This window comes from Nonomuraea sp. JJY05 (assembly GCF_043496855.1).
Lineage (GTDB): Bacteria > Actinomycetota > Actinomycetes > Streptosporangiales > Streptosporangiaceae > Nonomuraea.
Genome location: NZ_JBIEIS010000004.1, coordinates 37,291 through 55,970, shown reverse-complemented (window position 1 = coordinate 55,970; position 18,680 = coordinate 37,291). Strand labels below are relative to the sequence as shown.

18 protein-coding genes and 1 pseudogene are annotated in these 18,680 nt (G+C 72.2%); 12 read left to right on the top strand and 7 right to left on the bottom strand.

What is annotated here, in order from left to right; translation table 11 throughout:
- Positions 1–60 precede the first annotated feature (60 nt).
- Positions 61–1,617 carry an alkaline phosphatase D family protein gene (locus ACFKCF_RS06365; RefSeq protein ID WP_394491586.1) on the top strand — a complete coding sequence of 519 codons (1,557 nt, stop codon included), beginning with the start codon at positions 61–63 and terminating at the stop codon, positions 1,615–1,617.
- A 15-nt stretch (positions 1,618–1,632) separates the two neighbouring features.
- A complete protein-coding gene (locus ACFKCF_RS06360; protein ID WP_394491584.1) occupies positions 1,633–2,532 on the top strand; it encodes a discoidin domain-containing protein in 900 nt (299 codons plus the stop codon).
- 93 nt (positions 2,533–2,625) lie between these two features.
- Here the strand turns inward: ACFKCF_RS06360 and ACFKCF_RS06355 are convergent, their stop codons facing one another.
- Both ACFKCF_RS06355 and ACFKCF_RS06350 read right to left on the bottom strand, forming a co-directional pair.
- On the bottom strand, positions 2,626–3,705 hold the full coding sequence (locus ACFKCF_RS06355; RefSeq protein ID WP_394491582.1) for a HesA/MoeB/ThiF family protein: 1,080 nt from the start codon (positions 3,703–3,705) through the stop codon (positions 2,626–2,628).
- Positions 3,706–3,812: 107 nt separating this feature from the next.
- Positions 3,813–5,402, bottom strand: a complete 1,590-nt coding sequence (locus ACFKCF_RS06350; protein ID WP_394491580.1) for an IclR family transcriptional regulator C-terminal domain-containing protein — start codon at positions 5,400–5,402, stop codon at positions 3,813–3,815.
- Positions 5,403–5,502: 100 nt separating this feature from the next.
- On the opposite strand from ACFKCF_RS06350, the gene ACFKCF_RS06345 reads away from it, so the two are divergent.
- From ACFKCF_RS06345 to pcaG, 5 genes are read left to right on the top strand one after another with little or no spacing between them, the layout of a single operon-like run.
- A complete protein-coding gene (locus tag ACFKCF_RS06345; RefSeq protein ID WP_394491578.1) occupies positions 5,503–6,282 on the top strand; it encodes a CoA transferase subunit A in 780 nt (259 codons plus the stop codon).
- Positions 6,279–6,908, top strand: a complete 630-nt coding sequence (locus ACFKCF_RS06340; protein ID WP_394491576.1) for a CoA transferase subunit B — start codon at positions 6,279–6,281, stop codon at positions 6,906–6,908. Before ACFKCF_RS06345 ends, ACFKCF_RS06340 begins: the two co-directional genes overlap by 4 nt.
- Positions 6,905–8,050, top strand: a complete 1,146-nt coding sequence (locus tag ACFKCF_RS06335) for a thiolase family protein (protein WP_394491574.1) — start codon at positions 6,905–6,907, stop codon at positions 8,048–8,050. The genes ACFKCF_RS06340 and ACFKCF_RS06335 overlap by 4 nt, the downstream gene beginning before the upstream one ends.
- Positions 8,051–8,056: 6 nt before the next feature.
- Positions 8,057–8,809 (top strand): protocatechuate 3,4-dioxygenase subunit beta, encoded by a 753-nt coding sequence (gene pcaH / locus ACFKCF_RS06330; protein WP_394491572.1) that lies wholly within the window; start codon positions 8,057–8,059, stop codon positions 8,807–8,809.
- 49 nt (positions 8,810–8,858) lie between these two features.
- Positions 8,859–9,383, top strand: a complete 525-nt coding sequence (gene pcaG / locus ACFKCF_RS06325; protein WP_394491570.1) for a protocatechuate 3,4-dioxygenase subunit alpha — start codon at positions 8,859–8,861, stop codon at positions 9,381–9,383.
- Positions 9,384–9,388: 5 nt separating this feature from the next.
- Here pcaG and ACFKCF_RS06320 read toward each other — a convergent pair whose 3' ends face one another.
- Complete coding sequence (locus ACFKCF_RS06320; RefSeq protein WP_394491568.1) at positions 9,389–10,051, bottom strand: hypothetical protein; 663 nt, start codon at positions 10,049–10,051, stop codon at positions 9,389–9,391.
- 68 nt (positions 10,052–10,119) lie between these two features.
- A complete protein-coding gene (locus tag ACFKCF_RS06315; RefSeq protein ID WP_394491566.1) occupies positions 10,120–10,554 on the bottom strand; it encodes a hypothetical protein in 435 nt (144 codons plus the stop codon).
- A gap of 182 nt (positions 10,555–10,736) precedes the next feature.
- Between ACFKCF_RS06315 and ACFKCF_RS06310 the strand changes: the two genes are divergently transcribed.
- A complete protein-coding gene (locus ACFKCF_RS06310) occupies positions 10,737–10,844 on the top strand; it encodes a hypothetical protein (RefSeq protein WP_394492162.1) in 108 nt (35 codons plus the stop codon).
- 34 nt (positions 10,845–10,878) lie between these two features.
- On the opposite strand, the gene ACFKCF_RS06305 is transcribed toward ACFKCF_RS06310, so the two are convergent.
- Together ACFKCF_RS06305 and ACFKCF_RS06300 are read right to left on the bottom strand one after the other, a co-directional pair.
- Positions 10,879–11,070 carry a DUF5708 family protein gene (locus tag ACFKCF_RS06305; RefSeq protein ID WP_394491564.1) on the bottom strand — a complete coding sequence of 64 codons (192 nt, stop codon included), beginning with the start codon at positions 11,068–11,070 and terminating at the stop codon, positions 10,879–10,881.
- A gap of 205 nt (positions 11,071–11,275) precedes the next feature.
- Positions 11,276–11,695: a hypothetical protein gene (locus ACFKCF_RS06300; RefSeq protein WP_394491563.1), complete on the bottom strand. Its 420-nt coding sequence runs from the start codon at positions 11,693–11,695 to the stop codon at positions 11,276–11,278.
- 290 nt (positions 11,696–11,985) lie between these two features.
- On the opposite strand from ACFKCF_RS06300, the gene ACFKCF_RS06295 reads away from it, so the two are divergent.
- From ACFKCF_RS06295 to ACFKCF_RS06285, 3 genes and pseudogenes are all read left to right on the top strand, one after another.
- Positions 11,986–14,328, top strand: a complete 2,343-nt coding sequence (locus ACFKCF_RS06295; protein ID WP_394491561.1) for an ATP-binding protein — start codon at positions 11,986–11,988, stop codon at positions 14,326–14,328.
- A pseudogene (locus tag ACFKCF_RS06290) lies at positions 14,325–14,702 on the top strand (AAA family ATPase); the annotation flags it as partial. The gene ACFKCF_RS06295 and the pseudogene ACFKCF_RS06290, both read left to right, overlap by 4 nt.
- An 82-nt stretch (positions 14,703–14,784) precedes the next feature.
- On the top strand, positions 14,785–16,497 hold the full coding sequence (locus tag ACFKCF_RS06285) for an ATP-binding protein (protein ID WP_394491559.1): 1,713 nt from the start codon (positions 14,785–14,787) through the stop codon (positions 16,495–16,497).
- Here ACFKCF_RS06285 and ACFKCF_RS06280 read toward each other — a convergent pair.
- A complete protein-coding gene (locus ACFKCF_RS06280) occupies positions 16,439–17,356 on the bottom strand; it encodes a LysR family transcriptional regulator (protein WP_394491557.1) in 918 nt (305 codons plus the stop codon). The two genes, ACFKCF_RS06285 and ACFKCF_RS06280, sit on opposite strands and share 59 nt — an antisense overlap.
- A 103-nt stretch (positions 17,357–17,459) precedes the next feature.
- On the opposite strand from ACFKCF_RS06280, the gene ACFKCF_RS06275 reads away from it, so the two are divergent.
- Positions 17,460–18,539: a 1-aminocyclopropane-1-carboxylate deaminase/D-cysteine desulfhydrase gene (locus ACFKCF_RS06275; protein ID WP_394491555.1), complete on the top strand. Its 1,080-nt coding sequence runs from the start codon at positions 17,460–17,462 to the stop codon at positions 18,537–18,539.
- The last annotated feature ends 141 nt before the right edge of the window (positions 18,540–18,680 follow it).

Genomic DNA, 18,680 nt, shown 5'->3' with positions numbered 1-18,680 from the left:
TTACAAGCTTGCCTGCTTGCTACAAAGTGAGGGCTTTCGCCCCCCATCTGAGGAAGCAGCATGCACACGCGCCGTTCGTTCCTCGGTCTCAGCGCTTTAGCCCTGGCGTTCAGCACCGACCTCGCCGACCCGTGGACCGCCGCGGCCACGGTGAAAGGCGACTACCCCTTCCAGCTCGGCGTCGCGTCCGGTGATCCGCTGCCCGACCGGGTGATCCTCTGGACCCGGCTGGCGGTCAGGCCGCTCGAACCGCTGGGCGGGCTGCCGTACAACAAGATCAAGGTCGAGTGGGAGATCGCCGAGGACGAGGCGTTCACCCGGCGCGCGGGGCACGGCTCCACGTGGGCCACCCCCGAATACGGACACTCGGTCCACGTGGACGCGAAGGGGCTGCGCCCCGGCCGCGACTACTTCTACCGCTTCCGCACCGGCGGCGAGCTCAGCCCGGTCGGCAGGACCAGGACGGCGCCCGCGCCGCGCAGCAGCCCCGAGTCGCTGCGGCTGGCCTTCGCCTCGTGCGCGTCGTGGCAGGACGGCTACTACGCCGCCTACCGCCACCTCGCCGAGGAGCGTCCCGACGTCGTCTTCCACCTCGGGGACTACATCTACGAGTACGGCATCGTGCCCTCGGGCGGGAACCGCAGCACGCCCGTGCCCGAGCAGTTCCGGGTGCAGTGCGACACGCTCGACCGCTACCGCGTCCAGTACGGCCTCTACAAGAGCGACCCCGACCTGCAGGCCGCGCACCAGGCGGCGCCGTGGATCGTCACCTGGGACGACCACGAGGTGCTCGACAACTGGGCGGGCCGCTTCGGCCCCGGCGGCGAGGTGACCGAGCAGGACTACCTGGTGATCCGCGCCAACGCCTTCCGCGCGTACTGGGAGAACCTGCCCATCAGGGTGCCCGCCGTGCAGGGGCCCGACGCCCGGATCTACCGCAGGTTCGCCTTCGGCGACCTGGCCGAGTTCAACGTGCTGGACACCCGGCAGTACCGCGACGACCAGGTCTGCGGCGACGGGCAGCAGATCGACTGCGCCGAGCGGCTCGACCCGGCCCGGCAGATGCTCGGGGCCGAGCAGGAGCAGTGGCTGCTCGACGGCCTGGGCGCCTCCCGCGCCAAGTGGAACGTGCTGGCCCAGCAGATCGCCATGATCCAGCTCGACTACGACGCCGGGCCCGCGCAGAAGCTCAGCATGGACCTCTGGGACGGCTACAAGGCCGCCAAGGACCGCGTGCTGAACGGCATGGTGGAGCGGCAGGTCAGCAACCCCGTCGTGCTGACCGGCGACATCCACTACAACCTGGCCGGGGAGCTCAAGGCGAACTTCGACGACCCCTCCTCGCCCACGATCGGCGTGGAGTTCGTCGGCACCTCCGTCACCAGCGGCGGCAACGGCAACCCGAACACCGGCCTGCCGCCGGGCGGCTCCGACCCGACCAACCCGCATCTCCGCTTCTCCAGCTACCAGCGCGGCTACGTCTCCTGCGAGGTCACCAGGAGCCAGTGGCGGGCGGACTTCAAGGTGGTGCCGTACGTGGACCGGCCCGGCGCGCCGGTCTCCACCAGGGCCAGCCTCGTGACCCTCGACGGCGTGCCCGGCCTGCACGCGCTCTGACAGGAAGGACCGATCATGCGACTCCTCACCGCCGCGCTGGCCGCCACCGCCGTCGTCCTGACCACCCCGGCCGCCGCCCGGGCGCAGGATCCCTCCGAGCCTGCGTCGAACCCGTCGCTCACCGTCAGATCAGGCGCTTCCAAGGGCACCGGGAAGCTGACCCCCATCGCGGGCGCCGACCGGGTCGTGGCCCCGCTCGGCGTGGACCCGGCCTGCCCGGCCAAGCTCGAGATCGGCATGCGCAGCGACGCCAGGAAGCCGTCGTACGCGACCATGTCCGTCGAAATGACGCCGCCGCTGTCCGCCTCCCGCTCGATGCTGACCAGCTACCTGCCGCCCGGCTACGAGCTCGGCGCGAAGCTGCTGATCGCCGTGCCGCCCGCCACGCCGCAGGGCGAGTACGCGCTGCGCCTGAAGACGCCGGACCGCACCCTGTCGGTCCCCGTCCAGGTCGTCACCCTGGACCAGCTCGACAACGGCGGCAATCTCGCCCTGCGCCGCCCCGTCACCGCCTCCTCCCAGCACACCAACGCGAACTATCCGCCGTGCAGCGTCGCCGACGGCGACCCCGGCTCGAACGGCTGGGCCGGGGGCAACGGCTGGAACGACGCCACGGCCAGGGCCTGGCCGGACACGGTCTCGATCGCGCTGGGCGGCCCCAGGCAGATCTCCCGCGCCGACCTCCACACCCTGCACACCGAGCGCTACCCGGCCTCGATCTACGGGCTGCGCGACTGGGACGTCCAGGCGGGGCTGAACGGCCAGTGGCAGACGGTCGCGCAGGTCCGCGGCAACACCGCGGGCAGCGTGCGCTCGGACTTCGCCCCGGTCACGGCGGACGCGGTCCGCATCGTCGCCCTGGCCTCGAACGGCGCCAACGACTACACCCGCATCACGGAGGTGGAGGTCCGCTGAAACCTGCGGGTCAGCCCTGGCGGCGGGACCTCACCGCCGGGGCTCCCGCGCCTGGCCGTCTCCTCCACGGCCGCAGCCGCACCGTGCCCGCAGTCATCGCAGGCACACCGGGCAGCCGGGGTCGCGGGTGAAGGGCTGGCGTTCGGGCACCAGGCCGTTGCGCAGGTCGAGCTTGACGAACGTGCCCGCCGCCTGCGGCTCCTCGAAGCCGGTCAGGTAACGCATGGCCTCGTACGCGACCAGCGAGCCCATCTGCATGGCCAGCGGGCCGATCAGCGCGTTCTGGATCATCAGCTTGGCCCGGTTGCGCTCGGCGAAGCCGCCGGGGCTCGCCTCGTCGGCCGCCGGGCGGTCGCTCCAGTCGCACCGGACGCACGCGCTGCGCCCCGGGTCCACCGAGTAGTACGTGACCTGCGAGCGGGTCATCCCGCCCACCACGAGCGGCACCCCGGCGCGCACCGCCGCCTCGTTCACCCACAGGTGGGCCTCGGGGTGCCCGTCGAGGCCGCCGGCCACCAGGTCCGCCCCGTCCACCAGGTCCTTCAGATCGTCGGGGCAGGTGATCCAGCGGTCCACGGCGCGTACCTCGATGCGCGGGTCGTAGGCCCGCACCCACTCGGCCGCGCACTCCACCTTGGACCTGCCGATGTCGGCGTGGTGGTAGAGGAACTGCCTGGCGAAGTTGCGCGGCTCCACGTCGTCCCGGTCGACCAGGGTCAGCCGGCCCACGCCGAGCCCCGCCAGGCACTGCACCAGCGAGGAGCCCGCGCCCCCGACGCCGAGCACGAGGACGTGCGAGCGCCTGAGACTGTTGACGAAGTCCGCCCGCGGCCGGTCGAGCCGGGCGAACGCCTCGAAGAAGGCGAGGTTGGAGCGGTGCCTGGCGTCCAGGTCGGGGTCTCCGAGCGTGCGGTCGGACTCGCACTCGACCAGGCCGAGCCCGTCGAGCGCCTCCACGGCGCAGCGCACGTCCGCCTCGCTCAAGGACAGGCCCGCCGCCGCCAGCCGGCCCCGCAGCTCGGGCACCGTGCACGGTCCCCGGCCGAGCGCCGCGAAGAGCGCCGCCACCTGGCCGTCCTCGTCCCCGAGCGTGAGCACCTCGCGCGGGTCGGTGAGGACGAGCAGCTCCTCGCCCGAGGACTCCCATGCGCATTCCTTCAGCGCGATCCGCATCGTCACTCCTCTATCCATGAGGGCGTGGGGGCGGGCCTCAATGGAGCCAATGTGCTCCGGCGCGCCATACAGCGGCTACAAAGCCGCCACACGGGCGCCGGGCCGGCTCAGGGGGTCGCGGGGACGTGCCGCAGGTCGGCGGACATCCTGGCGGCCGTCTCGGCCAGGGTGGGCAGGATGTCGCGGAGCAGGTCGGCGCGGGTGGCCCGGCTGGCGTGGGTGGCGACGTTGACGGCCGCGACCACCCGCCCGTCCCGGCCCCGGACCGGTACGGCGATCGACCGGACCCCCTCCTCCAGCTCCTGGTCCACCAGCGCGTAGCCGTCCTCGGCGGCCTGCCGGACGGCGGCCCTTAGCCTGTCGGGCGCCGTGATGGTGTGGCGGGTCAGCGGCTCGGGCGCGATGGCGGCCAGCCGTTCCTCGGGCTGGTCGGCCAGGAGCACCCGGCCCATCGACGTGGCGTACGCGGGGAAGCGGGTGCCGACCGTGATGTTGACGGTCATGATGCTCACGGTGGGCACGCGCGCCACGTACAGGACGTCGTCGCCCGACAGCACCCCGACCGAGGCCGACTCGTGGACGCGGGCCACCAGGTCGGCCAGGTGCGGCTGGACGACCTCGCCGAAGGTGCGCTCGGACAGGGCGGCGTAGCCCAGCTCCATCACCTTGGGGAGCACGGCGAAGCGGGAGTCGTGGCAGGCCACGTAGCCCAGCCTCGCCAGCACCTGCAACGATCGCCGCGCGGTGGCGCGCGGGAGCCCGGTGGTCTTGGCGGCGTCGGCCAGGCTCAGCCCGCCGCGGGCCGAGCCCAGCGCCACCAGCACGGCCAGGCCGCGGGCCAGCGACTGAAGGTAACCGCTGCCCAGCTCCTCCTTAGCAGCGCGCGAAAGGTCGGTGTTTATGGTCTCCACTCCGTTGAGGCGGGCTCGGTCGCCCTCGATGCCGTCGCCTTCCCCCGCTCTGGTCGCTGCGCTCCCGCCGCTCCTCCAGGCGACGGCGCTCCCTCGCCAGGCCGGTTGGAGAGGAAGTCGGGACGCCGGTTCGGCGAGGGCCGCTTCCATGGTCGCGACCGTTTCGCGCAGCCGGGGCAGCGCGTAGTCGCGCAGGCTGGCGGCGGTGTGCCGGCTGGTGTGGCTGACGACGCTCACCGCGCAGACCGCCTGCCCCCGCGGGTCGCGTACGGGCACCGCGACCGCGACCAGGCCCGGCTCGATGAGCTGGTCGTCCTCGGCCCACGGCGCGGCGGGATCGCCCAGGGCCAGGCCCGCCGCGCAGCGGTCGGCGGGCAGCAGGTCGCCGACCCGGAAGGCGACCGACATGGTGCGCCTGCGGGTGAACTGGCCGATGAAGCGCACCCCGTCGCCGTCCCCGACGGCCAGCGACACGGACTCGTCCAGCTCCTCCGCGAGCCGCTCCGCCGGCGGCGCGAGGGGGTCGCGCAGGCCGCCGCAGGCGAGGTAGGCCTCGCCCAGCTCCATCAGGCGCGGCGCGGGCAGCAGGTCACGCCCCTCGGCGCGGACGTAGCCGAGGTGGACCAGGGTGGCCAGCACGCGGTCGACCGTGGACCTGGCCAGGCCGGTGGCGCGCACGAGGTCGGTGGCGCGCACCCGCGCCGCGCGTGAGCGCCCGCCGGCGGGATCCGCCGTCAGTGCCCGCAGCACGGCCAGGCCGCGTTCCAGGGACCCCGCAGGCTCCATCGGGCCCTCCTTTGACACGAGCGCGGTGGCGTACGCATACTCGACATCACAATAGTGAACTAAAGTTCACTATGCGAACACTCCCGATGAATGGAGCGTCGTGCGGAGAGACAAGGTGGTCGCGACCGCGCAGGAGGCGCTGGCCGGCGTGTCGGACGGCGCGTCGTTCGCGGTCGGCGGCTTCGGGCTCAGCGGCATCCCCAACGTCCTGATCCAGGCCCTCTACACCACCGGCGTGACGGGGATCGGCGTGGTGTCGAACAACTGCGGGGTGGACGGCGGCGGCCTCGGCATCCTGCTGGCGGCCGGACGCATCTCCCGCGTGACCGCCTCCTACATCGGCGACAACAAGGAGTTCGCCCGCCAGTACCTCGCCGGGGAGCTGGAGGTGGAGCTGACCCCGCAGGGCAGCCTGGCCGAGCGGCTGCGGGCGGGCGGCGCCGGCATCCCCGCCTTCTACACCCCCGCCGGGGTGGGCACGCCGGTCGCCGACGGCGGCCTGCCGCTGCGCCACAATCCGGACGGCTCGATCGCGGTGGCCTCGCCGCCGAAGGAGGTCCGCGAGTTCGACGGCCGCTCCTACGTGCTGGAGCGCAGCATCACCACCGACTTCGCGCTGGTGCGGGCCGCCAAGGGCGACCGCTACGGCAACCTGGTCTTCAACAAGGCCGCCCGCAACTTCAACCCCCTCGCCGCGATGGCCGGCCGGATCACGGTCGCCGAGGTGGAGGAGCTGACCGAGCTGGAGCCGGACGAGGTGCACGTGCCCGGGGTGTTCGTCCAGCGCGTCCTCGTCCTGACCCCCGAGCAGGCGACCGACAAGGGCATAGAACGGCGCACCATTTCCGCGCCTGCGGCACGGGAAGGAACGACCTCATGAGCTGGACCAGGGACGAGATGGTCGCGCGGGCGGCGGCCGAGCTGCGCGACGGCGACTACGTCAACCTCGGCATCGGGCTGCCCACCCGCATCCCGTCGTTCCTGCCGCCCGACGTGGACGTGATCCTGCACTCGGAGAACGGCATCCTCGGCGTCGGCCCCTACCCCGCCCCCGACGCGCTGGACCCCGATCTGATCAACGCCGGCAAGGAGACCGTGACCGTGCGCCCGGGAGCGTCGTTCTTCGACTCGTCGCTGTCGTTCGGGATGATCCGGGGCGGCCACATCGACGTGGCGGTGCTGGGCGCGATGCAGGTCTCGGCGCGGGGCGACCTGGCCAACTGGATGGTGCCCGGGAAGCTGGTCAAGGGCATGGGCGGGGCGATGGACCTGGTCCACGGCGCGGGCCGGGTCATCGTGATCATGGATCACACCGCCAAGGACGGCACGCCGAAAATCGTCAAGGAGTGCTCGCTGCCCCTCACGGGGAAGGAGTGCGTGCACCGGATCATCACCGACCTGGGCGTGCTCGACGTCACCGGGGACGGGCTGAGGCTGGTCGAGACCGCGCCCGGGGTGAGCGTGTCCGAGCTGCGCGACCGCACGGAAGCGCAGGTGGCCGGATGAACACCGTCTACATCGTCGACGCCGTCCGCACGCCCTTCGGCCGCCACGGCGGGGCGCTGGCCGGCATCCGGCCCGACGACCTGGCCGCCCACGTCGTCAAGGCCGTCGCCGAGCGCAACGACGTGGAGGCCCCCGACGAGGTGATCCTCGGCAACGCCAACGGCGCGGGCGAGGAGAACCGCAACGTCGCCCGCATGGCCGCGCTGCTCGCCGGCCTGCCCGTGACCACCCCGGGCGTGACCGTGAACCGGCTGTGCGGCTCCGGCATGGAGGCCGTCATCCAGGCGTACCGCATGATCGCCCTCGGCGACGCCTCCACCGTGATCGCCGGCGGCGTGGAGTCGATGACCCGCGCGCCGTGGGTGCTGCCCAAGCCGGACAGGGCGTTCCCGGCCGGCGGCCAGGAGCTGGTCTCCACGACGCTCGGCTGGCGGCTGGTCAACCCGCGGATGCCCGCCGAGCACACCGTGCCCCTGGGCGAGGGCGCCGAGCTGATCGCCGACCGGCACGGCATCGCCAGGGCGGAGCAGGACGCGTACGCGCTGGCCAGCCACCAGAAGGCGGCCAAGGCCTCCTTCGAGCGCGAGATCATCCCCGTCGGCGAGCTGACCGGGGACGAAGGCATCCGCGAGGACACCGGCCTGGACAAGCTCGCCCGGCTCAAGCCCGTCTTCCGCCCGGGCGGCACGGTCACCGCGGGCAACTCCTCCCCGCTCAACGACGGCGCGGCGGCCCTGCTGCTGACCGACGAGGCGGGGCTGCGCGGGCGCGAGCCCCTGGCCAGGATCGTCGCCGGCGCGGCGAGCGCGCTCGAACCCCGCTACTTCGGGCTCGGCCCGGTCGAGGCCTCGCGCAGGGCCCTGGCCAGGGCGGGCAAGGGGTTCGGCGACCTGGCGTCGGCCGAGCTGAACGAGGCGTTCGCCGCGCAGGTGCTCGGCTGCCTGGCCGAGCTGCCCGACCTCGACCCCGCCATCGTCAACCCCGACGGCGGCGCCATCGCCCTGGGCCACCCGCTCGGGGCCTCCGGCGCCCGCATCACCGGCACCCTGGCCCACCGGCTCGCCGCCGCCGGCTCCGGCATCGGGCTCGCGTCCCTCTGTATCGGCGTCGGCCAGGGCCTGGCCGTCGTCCTGGAAAGGTAGCCGCAGATGACCCCACCCCTCACCCAAGCCGACATCGACCGCGAGATCGCCGAGGTCCACAAGGCCCGCGCGGGCGAGGAGTCGAACCATCCCGATCGCGACTTCACCCCCTACCGCAGCAGCGTGCTGCGCCACCCGAAGCAGCCGCTCGTCGCGCTGAAGGACCCGGAGGCGGCGGAGCTGGCCGGGCCGGTCTTCGGCGTCGCCGACGTGGCGCCGTTCGACGCGGACCTGACCAGGCAGCACGCCGGCGAGCCGCTCGGCGAGCGGATCACCGTCCAGGGGCGGGTGCTGGACCGCGACGGCCGTCCGGTACGCGGCCAGCTCGTGGAGATCTGGCAGGCCAACGCCTCGGGCCGCTACCTCCACCAGCGCGACGACCATCCCGCGCCGCTCGACCCCAACTTCTCCGGCGTGGGCCGCTGCCTGACCGACGACGAGGGCCGCTACGCGTTCACCACGATCAAGCCGGGCGCGTACCCGTGGCGCAACCACGTCAACGCCTGGCGGCCCGCGCACATCCACTTCTCGGTGTTCGGCACGGCCTTCACGCAGCGGCTGGTGACCCAGATGTACTTCCCGAACGACCCGCTGTTCCCCTACGACCCCGTGCTCAACTCCGTCACCGACGAGCGGGCCAGGCAGCGGCTGGTCTCCGCGTACGAGCACGACCTGTCCGTGCCGGAGTGGTCGCTGGGCTACCGGTGGGACATCGTGCTGGACGGCCCCGCCGCGACCTGGATGGAGGAAGGCCGTTGACTTCCTCCCCACGCCTGAAGGCGGAGGTCTCTACACTCAAGGAGCTCCGATGAACCCCACCCCCTCGCAGACCGTGGGCCCGTTCTACGGCTACGCGCTGCCGATCCCCCGCGGCGGCGACCTCGCCGAAGGCGGCATCGTCGTCCACGGTCACGTCTACGACGGCGCGGGCGAGCCGGTGCCCGACGCGCTGCTGGAGTTCTGGCAGGCCGACCCGTCCGGCAGCCTCGCGGGCGCGCCGGGCACGCTCCGGCGCGACCAGGTCAGCGGCGCGCTGCTGGGCAGGCGCGGCGTCGACTTCACCGGGTTCGGCCGGGTGGCCACCGACGCCGACGGCGGCTGGGTCCTGCGCACGCTCCCGCCCGGCAACGGCTACATCAGCGTCTGTGTGTTCGCCCGCGGCCTGCTCCACCACCTCTACACCCGCATCTACTTCGCCCAGGACGCCTTCCTCGGCTCGCTGCCCCCCGAGCGCGCGCGGACGCTGGTGCCCGTGGAGGAGCGGGCGGGCGTCCACCGGTTCGACATCCACCTGCAGGGCGACGAGGAGACCGTCTTCCTGGACTTCGGCTGATCTTCTCAGACCAGGCCCACCATGAAGCCCTCGTCGCGGATGCCCAGGTAGATGGCCGGGCGGTACTGCCGCATGGCGTGCTCGATGACCGGGATGTACTTGGGGTTGGAGCCCAGCGGGAGCCGGTAGCCGTTCTTGACCGTGTGGAACTCCCACAGGTGCTCCATGTCCGGATGGCGCCCGCGGAAGCCCGGGTCGGCCGGGAAGAGGTCGAGGCGGACCATCGTCTTGCGCATGATGTAGTCGGCCAGTTTGACGCGGCGCTGCTGCGTTCGCGAGATGCCCACCGCGGACAGCTCGGCCCACGGGACCGCCCACGGGCTGCCCTGGGGGTCGTCCCAGCGCACGCCGTAGACGTCGAAGACGAGCTTGCGCGGCCGGCTGAGCTTGCGCCAGGTGATGATCGGCAGCAGCCCGATGAACAGGAAGATCAGCCCGAGGACCAGGACGGCGACCGCGGAGCCCGAGCCGCCCGTCGTCTGCCCGGTGAGCGCCGAGAAGACCGCCATGAGTCCGATGACCCCCGCGACGGAGGCGCCGATCAGCGCCTTCACCTTGGCGTCGCCGCCGACGTCGATCACCACGGGAGGCGGCGCGAAGGCGGGCTGCTGCGGGGGGTAGGGGGCGTTGAACTGCTGCTGTGGCTGCTGGTGCGGGCCGTACATCATGAGACGGCAGGTTAGCCGGGATCGCCTGTTGTGCCGTGACGCTTCGTACATTTGCGAAGCGTCCGGAGTCACCCCGACGCGGTGGGGCGGATCTCGGTGAACAGGCGGAGCGTCACCGGCCGCAGCCGCCACCTGGGCCGGCGCAACCGCAGGGGTGAGAAGGTCGCCGCCAGGACGATCTTCAGGTAGGAGCTCCCGGTCTGCCCCACGGGCACGTGCGCGCAGAATCCCGACACCTCGGCGCGGGCCACCCGCCGGCCCAGCATCAGCCGGCTGCTCCCTCGTACCTCGGATCCGCCCTCCAGGCTCACCGACTCCCAGAGGAGCTCGGGCGTTCCGGGCAGGGAGAGCCGCAGAGTGAAGCCCGCCAGCGACCCGGCCGGGCTCAGGTAGAAGGAGCCGTCGAAGTAACCGCTGCCGTGACCGGCCGAGAGCGTCGCCTCGCTGGCGTCCATGGCGATCCGCCAGGCATTGGGATCGGTGTAGGGGATCAAGGGGCTCACCTCGCTGTCCGTTCAGGCGCGTCTACACAGACAAGACGTGGTAGCGCCCCCGAATGTGACATCCCGGTCAGTGCCGTGCCGGCGCGGGCAGGGTCGCGTCGAGCGCAGGCCGGCGAGCGCGCTGCGGGCCACGGTGACGATGCCGGCCAGCTCGGCTTCCGCGCGGGCGGGGTCGGCTCCACCTGACGAAGGGCACGGTACGCACCTACCTGGGGGCGATCGTCACCAAGCTCGACGCCCGCAACCGGCTGGACGCGGTACGCATCGCCACCGAGGCCGGCTGGCTCTGACGCGCCCTTTTCGAGCACCGGCGAGGCGACCCCGTCAGGCGCGCTCGTCGCGGGCCATCCGGTAGAGCCCGTACGCGGCCTCGATCGCGCCGAGCACCATCATGACCACGCCGACCTTCGACGGGGTGAACACGACGATCTCGACGTCGATCCCGAACAGCCACAGCGCCAGCCCGATGACGGAAACCGTCAGTCCGGTGAGGAACGTCTTGCGGGCAGGCGCCATGGGGACCTCTTTCGATCAGAGCCGTTTCCCGCAACGCTAGCTACGGCCCGACCCGCAAGGCTTCCTGCCCGCTGAGGAGATCGGCGTACATCCTTCGGCTGACGCCCGCGTGACGCTCATCTGACGCCCACGGCGGGGCGGCTCGCGCCCTTGCCGCCGCGGACCGCGCGACCATTCGCGGCAGGCCCCCCGCCGGAAGCGACCGTCACCCGGGAACCCCCGTCGCCCCGCGGGGCGGCGTGATCAGGCCGTACATGACCAGGGCGCAGAGCGCGATCGAGATCACCGACCAGACGGGGAAGGCCACCATGAAGGCGAAGTGGCCGATCATCGCCAGCCCGGCCAGGACGACCCCGGACCAGCGGGCCCAGCCCTGCCCGGCCAGCACGCCGAGCCCCACCGCGAACTGCAGGACGCCGATCGCCAACCAGATCCAGCCCCAGGCGGTGTAGTTCCACACCAGCAGCTGGCCGCTGGGCGTGACGAAGAAGTACGTCTTGAACAGGGCTATGACGCCCTCGATGATGTTGAAGATGCCCAGCACCATCGCGAGGGTGCCGGCGAAGCCGAGCCAGCCCGAATAGCCACCACGATGGAATGCGAACGGTGACGTTGACGTCGCCATGATCGTCTCCTTCCCGGCGAGTTGAAACTCCGGGTCGCCGTCTCCACCCATGCCCGAAATGTCTAAAGACAAAATCCCGCCGGGCAAAGCTATGTCCTCGCATCGGCAAAGAGCGCCGCCATTTAGCCTTCCACTTTCCCCAATTTTTCCAGAAAATGGGGATTCACTTGGCCGACGTCCCCCGGGCGGAAACGACAAAGTGCGAGGAATACCTTCACCGAATAATCTGGGAGTGGAGGCTCGGCCACCGATGGCGCGGTGATCCGAGCGACGGAGCCGTTGGAGCATTCATGACCACGACCGCACCGATCGTTTCCTGCCACCTGCCCGCGGAGCTCAACAGCTTCATCGGCAGGCGGCACGAAATCGCCGAGGTCAAGCGGCTGCTGTCCGATGCCAGGCTGGTGACCCTGATCGGCGTCGGCGGGGTCGGCAAGACCCGCCTGGCCCAGCGGGTCGGGTTCGACCTGCGGCGCAGCTTCGCCGACGGCGTGTGGCTGGTCGAGCTCGCGGGCCTGGAGAGCCCCGCATTGCTGGTGCAGACGGTGATGGAATGCCTGGAAATCCAGGACCGTTCGGTGCGGCCCCCCATCGAGGTGCTCACGGATCATCTGCGTGACAAGAGAATGCTCCTCATTCTGGACAACTGCGAGCACCTGCTTGACGAATGCGCCGCGGTGGCCGAGACGCTCATGCGTGCCGCGCCCGGTCTGCGGATCCTGGCCACCAGCCGGCAGTCGCTCGGGGTGGTGGGCGAGCAGATGATGCCGGTTCCGCCGCTGCCCATGCCGGATTTCGACGTTTCGCGCTCGTCCACGGATTCGCTGAAACAGTTCGACGCGATCCGGCTGTTCGCCGACCGGTCCCAGTCCGTGCTGCCGGGGTTCGAGGTCACCGACGACAACCAGGACAGCGTGGCGCGGATCGTGCGGCGGCTGGACGGCATCCCGCTGGCGATCGAGCTGGCGGCCGTCCGGCTGCGGGCCCTGTCGGTGGAGCAGCTGCTGTCCCGGCTGGACGACCGGTTCCGGCTGCTCACGATGGGGGCGCGCACCGCGATGCCCCGCCAGCAGACGCTGCGGGCGCTGATCGACTGGAGCTACACCCTCTGCACCGAGCAGGAGCGGCTGCTCTGGGCCCGGCTGTCGGTGTTCTCCGGCGGTCTGGACCTGGAGGCGGCCGAGCACGTGTGCTCCGGCGACGGCATCGACCCCGACGAGATCGTCGATCTGGTGGTCGGCCTGGTGGGCAAGTCGGTGCTGGCCCGCGAGGGCGACCACGCCACGGTGCGCTACCGGCTGCTGGAGACGATCCGCCAGTACGGCCGCGACCGGCTGCGCGAGTCGGGCGACGAGGCGGCGCTGAGGGCCCGGCACCGCGACTGGTTCGAGGACCTCGCGGGCCGCGGGCAGCGGGAGTGGTTCGGCCCCGACCAGGTGGCCTGGTTCAGGCGCCTGCGCGCCGAGCACGGCAACATCCGCAGCGCCCTCGACCACTGCCTCACGACGCCGGGCGAGGCGGAGCGCGGCCTGGCCATCGCCACGGCGCTGCGCTTCTACTGGATCGCGACCGGGTCGCTGCGGGAGCCGCGCGACTGGCTCGACCGCCTCCTCGCGGCCTTCCCGGCCGCGGGTGACGGGGTGACCCTCGCCCGTGCCAACGCCCTGTGCGTCAACGCGCGGCTGGCGGTGCTGCAGAGCGACTTCGCGCTGGCGGCGGACATGCTGGAGGAGGCCCGCGAGCTGGCGAAGCAGCTCGACAGCGCGGCGGTCCTCGCCGAGATCTCCTATGTCTCCGGCCTCGCGACCCTCGTCCAGCGCGACCTCACGGGCGCGGCGGCCCTGCTGGAGGAGGCGGTGGCGGGCTACCGCGAGACGGACGCCCCGATGGGGGTGGTGAACACGCTGCTGTACCTGGGCACCGCCTACTCGCTGCTCGGCCGTTCCGACGAGGCCGTGGCGCGGTTCAAGGAGGGCCTGGAGATCTGCGAGGGCCGCGAGGACCACTGGTTCAGGTCGTACACGCTGTGGGTGTACGGGATCGAGACGTGGCGGCAGGGCGACGTGGCCGGGGCGGTCGAGATGGAGCGCGAGGCCATCCGGCTCAAGCGGCCCTTCGACGACCGGCTGGGCACCGCGCTGTGCATCGAGGCGCTGGCGTGGATGGCCGCCGACGGCACGCCCAAGCGGGCCGCCGTGCTGTTCGGGGTCTCGCAGGAGCGCTGGCGGGCGTTCGGCGCTCCCCCGTTCGGCTTCGTGTCCGGCCACCACGACGCCTCCGAGGCGCTGGCGCGCGAGCGCCTCGGAGAGCAGGAGTTCGAGGCCGCCTTCCGCAAGGGCACCGAGCTCACCCCGGCCGACGCGCTCTCGTACGCGATGTGCGAGAGCGCGAAACCGGCCAGGCCGGCACCGGCCGCGGCCCAGAGCTCGCCGCTCACCCGCAGGGAGATGGAGATCGCCCGGCTCGTCGCCCAGGGCATGACCAACAAGGCCATCGCCTCCAGGCTGGTGATCGCCCAGCGCACGGCCGAGGGACACGTCGAGCACATCCTGACCAAGCTCGGGTTCAACTCGCGCTCCCAGATCGCGGCCTGGGTCGGCGAGCAGGGCCTGCTTCCCGGGGGCGCCCCATGACGTCGGGCACCGGCGTTCTGACCGACAAGTCCACCTTTGTCGGGCGGACCCGGGAGCTGTCCACGGTGCGCAAGCTGCTGGGCAGCTCCCGGCTGCTCACCTTGACGGGCGCGGGCGGCGTCGGCAAGACCCGGCTGGCGCTCAGGGCCGCCGAGCTGCTGCGGGACACCTACCAGGACGGGGTCGAGGTGGTCGAGCTGGCCCGCCTGGAGACGGGCGACCTGCTGGAGTCGGAGGTCGCCATGGCGCTGGGGCTGCGCGACGTGCGCCGCGACCCCATGGGCATGCTGGTGGACCACCTGTCCCGCAAGCGGATGCTGCTGGTCCTGGACAACTGCGAGCACCTGAGCGCGGTCTGCGCCCGGCTCGTGGACCGGCTGCTGCGCTCCGCGCCCCGGCTGCAGGTCCTGGCGACCAGCAGGCAGACGCTGCGGGTCTCCGGCGAACAGGGTGCTCATGGTCGCTCCCCTGTCCACTCCTGGTTCCGGCCCCGGTTGCGGCCACACGGTCAAGGAGATCGGCCGCCACGACTCCGTCCGGCTGTTCGTGGAGCGCGCGGCGGGCGCCGTACCCGGCTTCCGGCTGAACGCGCGCAACGTGGCGCCCGTGGCGCAGCTGGTCCGGCGCCTGGAGGGCATCCCGCTGGCGATCGAGCTGGCCGCGGTCCGGCTGCGCTCCATGCCGCTCGAACGCCTGGCGCGGGAGCTGGAGGAGCGGTTCGACGTGCTGGTCGCGAGGACGCCCACCGCCCTGCCCCGCCACCAGACGATGCGCGCGACCATGGAGTGGAGCTTCCGCCTCTGCTCGGCCGGGGAGCGGCGGTTGTGGGCGCGGCTGGGGCTGTTCCCCTCAGGGGCCGACCTGGAGACCGCCGAGGCGGTGTGCTCCGGCGACGGCATCGACCGGCTCGACGTGCTCGACCACCTGACCGGGCTGGTGGACAAGTCGGTCCTGGTCCGGGACGGATCCAGATACCGCATGCCGGAGGCGCTGCGCGCGTACGGCTGCGAGCAACTGCCGCCTCCCGAGGAGCGGCGGCTGCGCCGGCGTTACGCCGAGCACTACCGGGACCTGGTGAAGGAGCACCGGATCGACCGGATGGTCCCCGAGCAGCTGGACCGGTACCTGCTCCTGCAGCGGGAGCTGCCCAACATCCGCGTCGCCCTGGAGACGTGCCTGAGCGAGCCGGCCCTGGCGCCGATGGAGCTGGAGGCCGCGGCGGCGATGTGGTGCTTCTGGCTGCTGGCCGGGTCGTTCTCGGAGGGCCGCTACTGGCTGGGACGCGGCCTGGAGCGGGTGCCGGAGGCCGGCCGGTGCCGTGCGGTGGGACTCTGGGCGGACAGCCTGCTCGCCCAGCGCCAGGGCCAGACCGCGGCGGCCACGCGGGGGCTGGAGGAGTTTCTCGCCTTCGCCCGCGGAGAAGGTGACGAGAGTCTCGTGGCCCAAGGCATCCGCTGCTCGAGCGTCGCGGCGTTCTTCGCCGGCGACGCCCGGCGCGGCCTGGCGCTGGTCCGGGAGGCCCTCGCCCTCCACGAGGCCATGGGCGATGTGGACGGCATCATGTTCAGCCTCTACGTCGGAGCCGCGTACGGCTCGACCGAGTATCCCCGCCAGGCGAGCGAGTTCGGCGAGCGGCTGCTGGCCCTGTGCGAGAGCCGGCGCGCCCTGGTCTTCCGCGCGTACGCGCAGCTCGCGCTCGGTGTCGCGCACTGGAATCTGGGCGACCTCCGGCGCGCGGAGGCGTTGCTGACGGCGGCCACCGAGTTCACCGGCAGGATCAACGACCGGTGGTGCCTGACCCAGTGCCTGGAGGTGCTGGCATGGCTCGCCGGCGCGCGGGACGAGCACGACCGGGCCGCCGAGCTGCTGGGAGCGGCGCACGCCATGTGGCAGGTGGTGGGGACCTCGCCCGAGTGGATCAGCTACCACGCGACCTGGCACGAGCGCTGCACGGAGCAGGCCCGCGCGGCGCTCGGCCGGTCGGCGTTCGCGACGGCGTTCCGCCAGGGGTCGCGGCTCGGGCCGCAGCATGCCGTGGCCTACGCCGTGAGCGGCGCGCCCCGGGAGCGGTCGCCGGGGCGGCGGGGCGGCCGAAGCTCGGGAGCGCCCGTCACGACGGGCGCGGGAGGCCGGCGGCGGCCTCGGTCAGGCACGTCTCCAGCCGGGTGACGATGGCCGGAGCCCCGGCGGTGTCGATCCGGCAGCAGTACAGGAAGCGTACGAGGGGCTCCTCGGCGATGGGGCGGGCGACGACGCCGTCCACGGGGTCCGCGAGCGCCAGCGCGGGCAGCACGGCGATGCCGAGCTCGTGGGCGACGAGTTGCAGCACCGTCCTGAAGTCGTCGCCCTCGAAGGCGAGCCGTGGCTGGATGCCCGCCGTGCGGGCCAGCTCCGCGAGGGGCCCCAGCTTGGGGCCGGTGACGGGGGTGCCGATCCAGGCCTCGCCGGCCAGGTCGGCCAGGCTCAGCGACCCGCGCCCGGCCAGGACGTGGCGGGCGGGGAGCGCGGCCATGACCGGGTCGCGGCCGATCAGCGAGCGCCGCAGGCCCGGTGGCGGCGGCAGGGGGAACCAGCTGTAGTCGAAGGTGACCGCGAGGTCGAGGTCGCCGCGGAGCAGCCGCTGGTAGGCGTCCTCGGTCTCGTACTGGCTCAGCGTCACCCGCACGGCCGGGCAGGCCCGGCGGAAGGCGGCCAGGGCCGGGGGGACGATGCCGGCCGCCGCGGAGACGAAGGCGCCCAGCCGTACCTCGCCCGACAGCCCGGCGTCCAGGGCCTCCAGCTCCGTCCTGGCCCGGGTCATCGCCGCCCGGACCGCCTCTTCGGCCTGCAGGAGGACGACGCCGGCGGCGGTGGGGCGCACTGGGCGGCGGTCGAGGAGCCGCAGGCCGGCCCGCCGTTCGAGGTCGGCGATCTGCTGGGAGACGGCCCCCTGCGTGTAGCCGAGCTCCTCGGCGGCCGCCGCGAACGAGCCCAGCCGGATGACGGCCTCCAGCGTGGCCAGCAGGCGAGGCTCCAGTTGTCCGGGCACGAGCATTAGCCTACCTAATGCATGGCTTAGCAGACTTTGCTGGCGCTTATGCGGACTCCGGTGGAGCATGGGAGACACGTCGCCTGGAAGAAGGGTTCCCACCATGGATCTCGCCGCCCTCGACGCGCTGGTCGACCGGCTGCCCCGCAGGCGGATCGGCTTCTACCCGACGCCTTTCCATCGCCTGGACAATCTGTCGGCCGCCTACGGGACCGGCTTCTTCCTCAAGCGGGAGGACCTGGCGGGGCCCGGCGCCATCAGCGGGAGCAAGACCCGCCTGGCCGAGTTCATCGTCGGCCAGGCCCTGGAGGACGGCGTCACGCACATCATCACGCAGGGCGTCTACCTGACCAACTCCGGCATGCAGTTCGCCGCGGCCTGCCGGGCCGCCGGGCTCACGCCGGTCCTCTTTCTCACCCGGGACGAAGGACGCCACGGCGAGCTCGCGGAGTATCGCGGGAACCTGCTGCTCAGCAAGATCATGGACGTGGAGACGCACTACCTGCCCACCCGGGGCGGCGCTTACTGGGACACGGCCGACGAGCAGCAGCGCATCGCCGACGCGATGAACGTCCGCAAGGCCGAGCTCGAGGCGCGGGGGCACAAGGCGCTCATCGTGCCCACCGGCGGCGCGCATCCCTACGGGTTCGTGGCGCACACGCTGACGTTCACGGAGATGATCCAGCAGGCCGAGGCGTCCGGCGTCCGGCTCGACTACCTCTACCACACGGCGGGGACGGGCACGGCGCTGCCGGGGCTGATCGCGGCGAAGCTGGTGACGGGCAGCCCGGTCGTCGTCCGCTCCATCGCGATCTGCGACTACCGGCCCGGGAACTGGATCAACGTCGAGATCATCGTCGACCGCGTCAAGCACATCCTCAAGCTGCTCGAGGTCCCCGTCCCCGCCGACGAGGTCATCCGCGCCGAGATCGACGTGGACGAACGGTTCATCGGCGAGGACTACGCGGTGCCCTCGCCGGAAGGCGTCGCCGCCATCAAGGAGCTGGCCCGGTCGGAGGGCGTGTTCATCGGCCCGGTCTACACGGGCAAGGGCTTCGCTGGGCTCCTCGACCACGTGCGCTCGGGGCGGGTCGAGCCGGGGCGGAACGTGGCGTTCCTGCACACCGGAGACACCGCCAACCTGTTCGAGATCCCGCAGGTCGTCGGCGACGTGGCCGGCTGAACGCGGCGACAGAGCGATCAGGATCGCGGCGCCGGGCGTTCAGGAACGCGGTCACCGGGCGTTCAGGAACGCGGTCACCGGGCGTTCAGGAACGCGGTCACCGGGCGTTCAGGAACGCGGTCACCGGGCGTTCAGGAACGC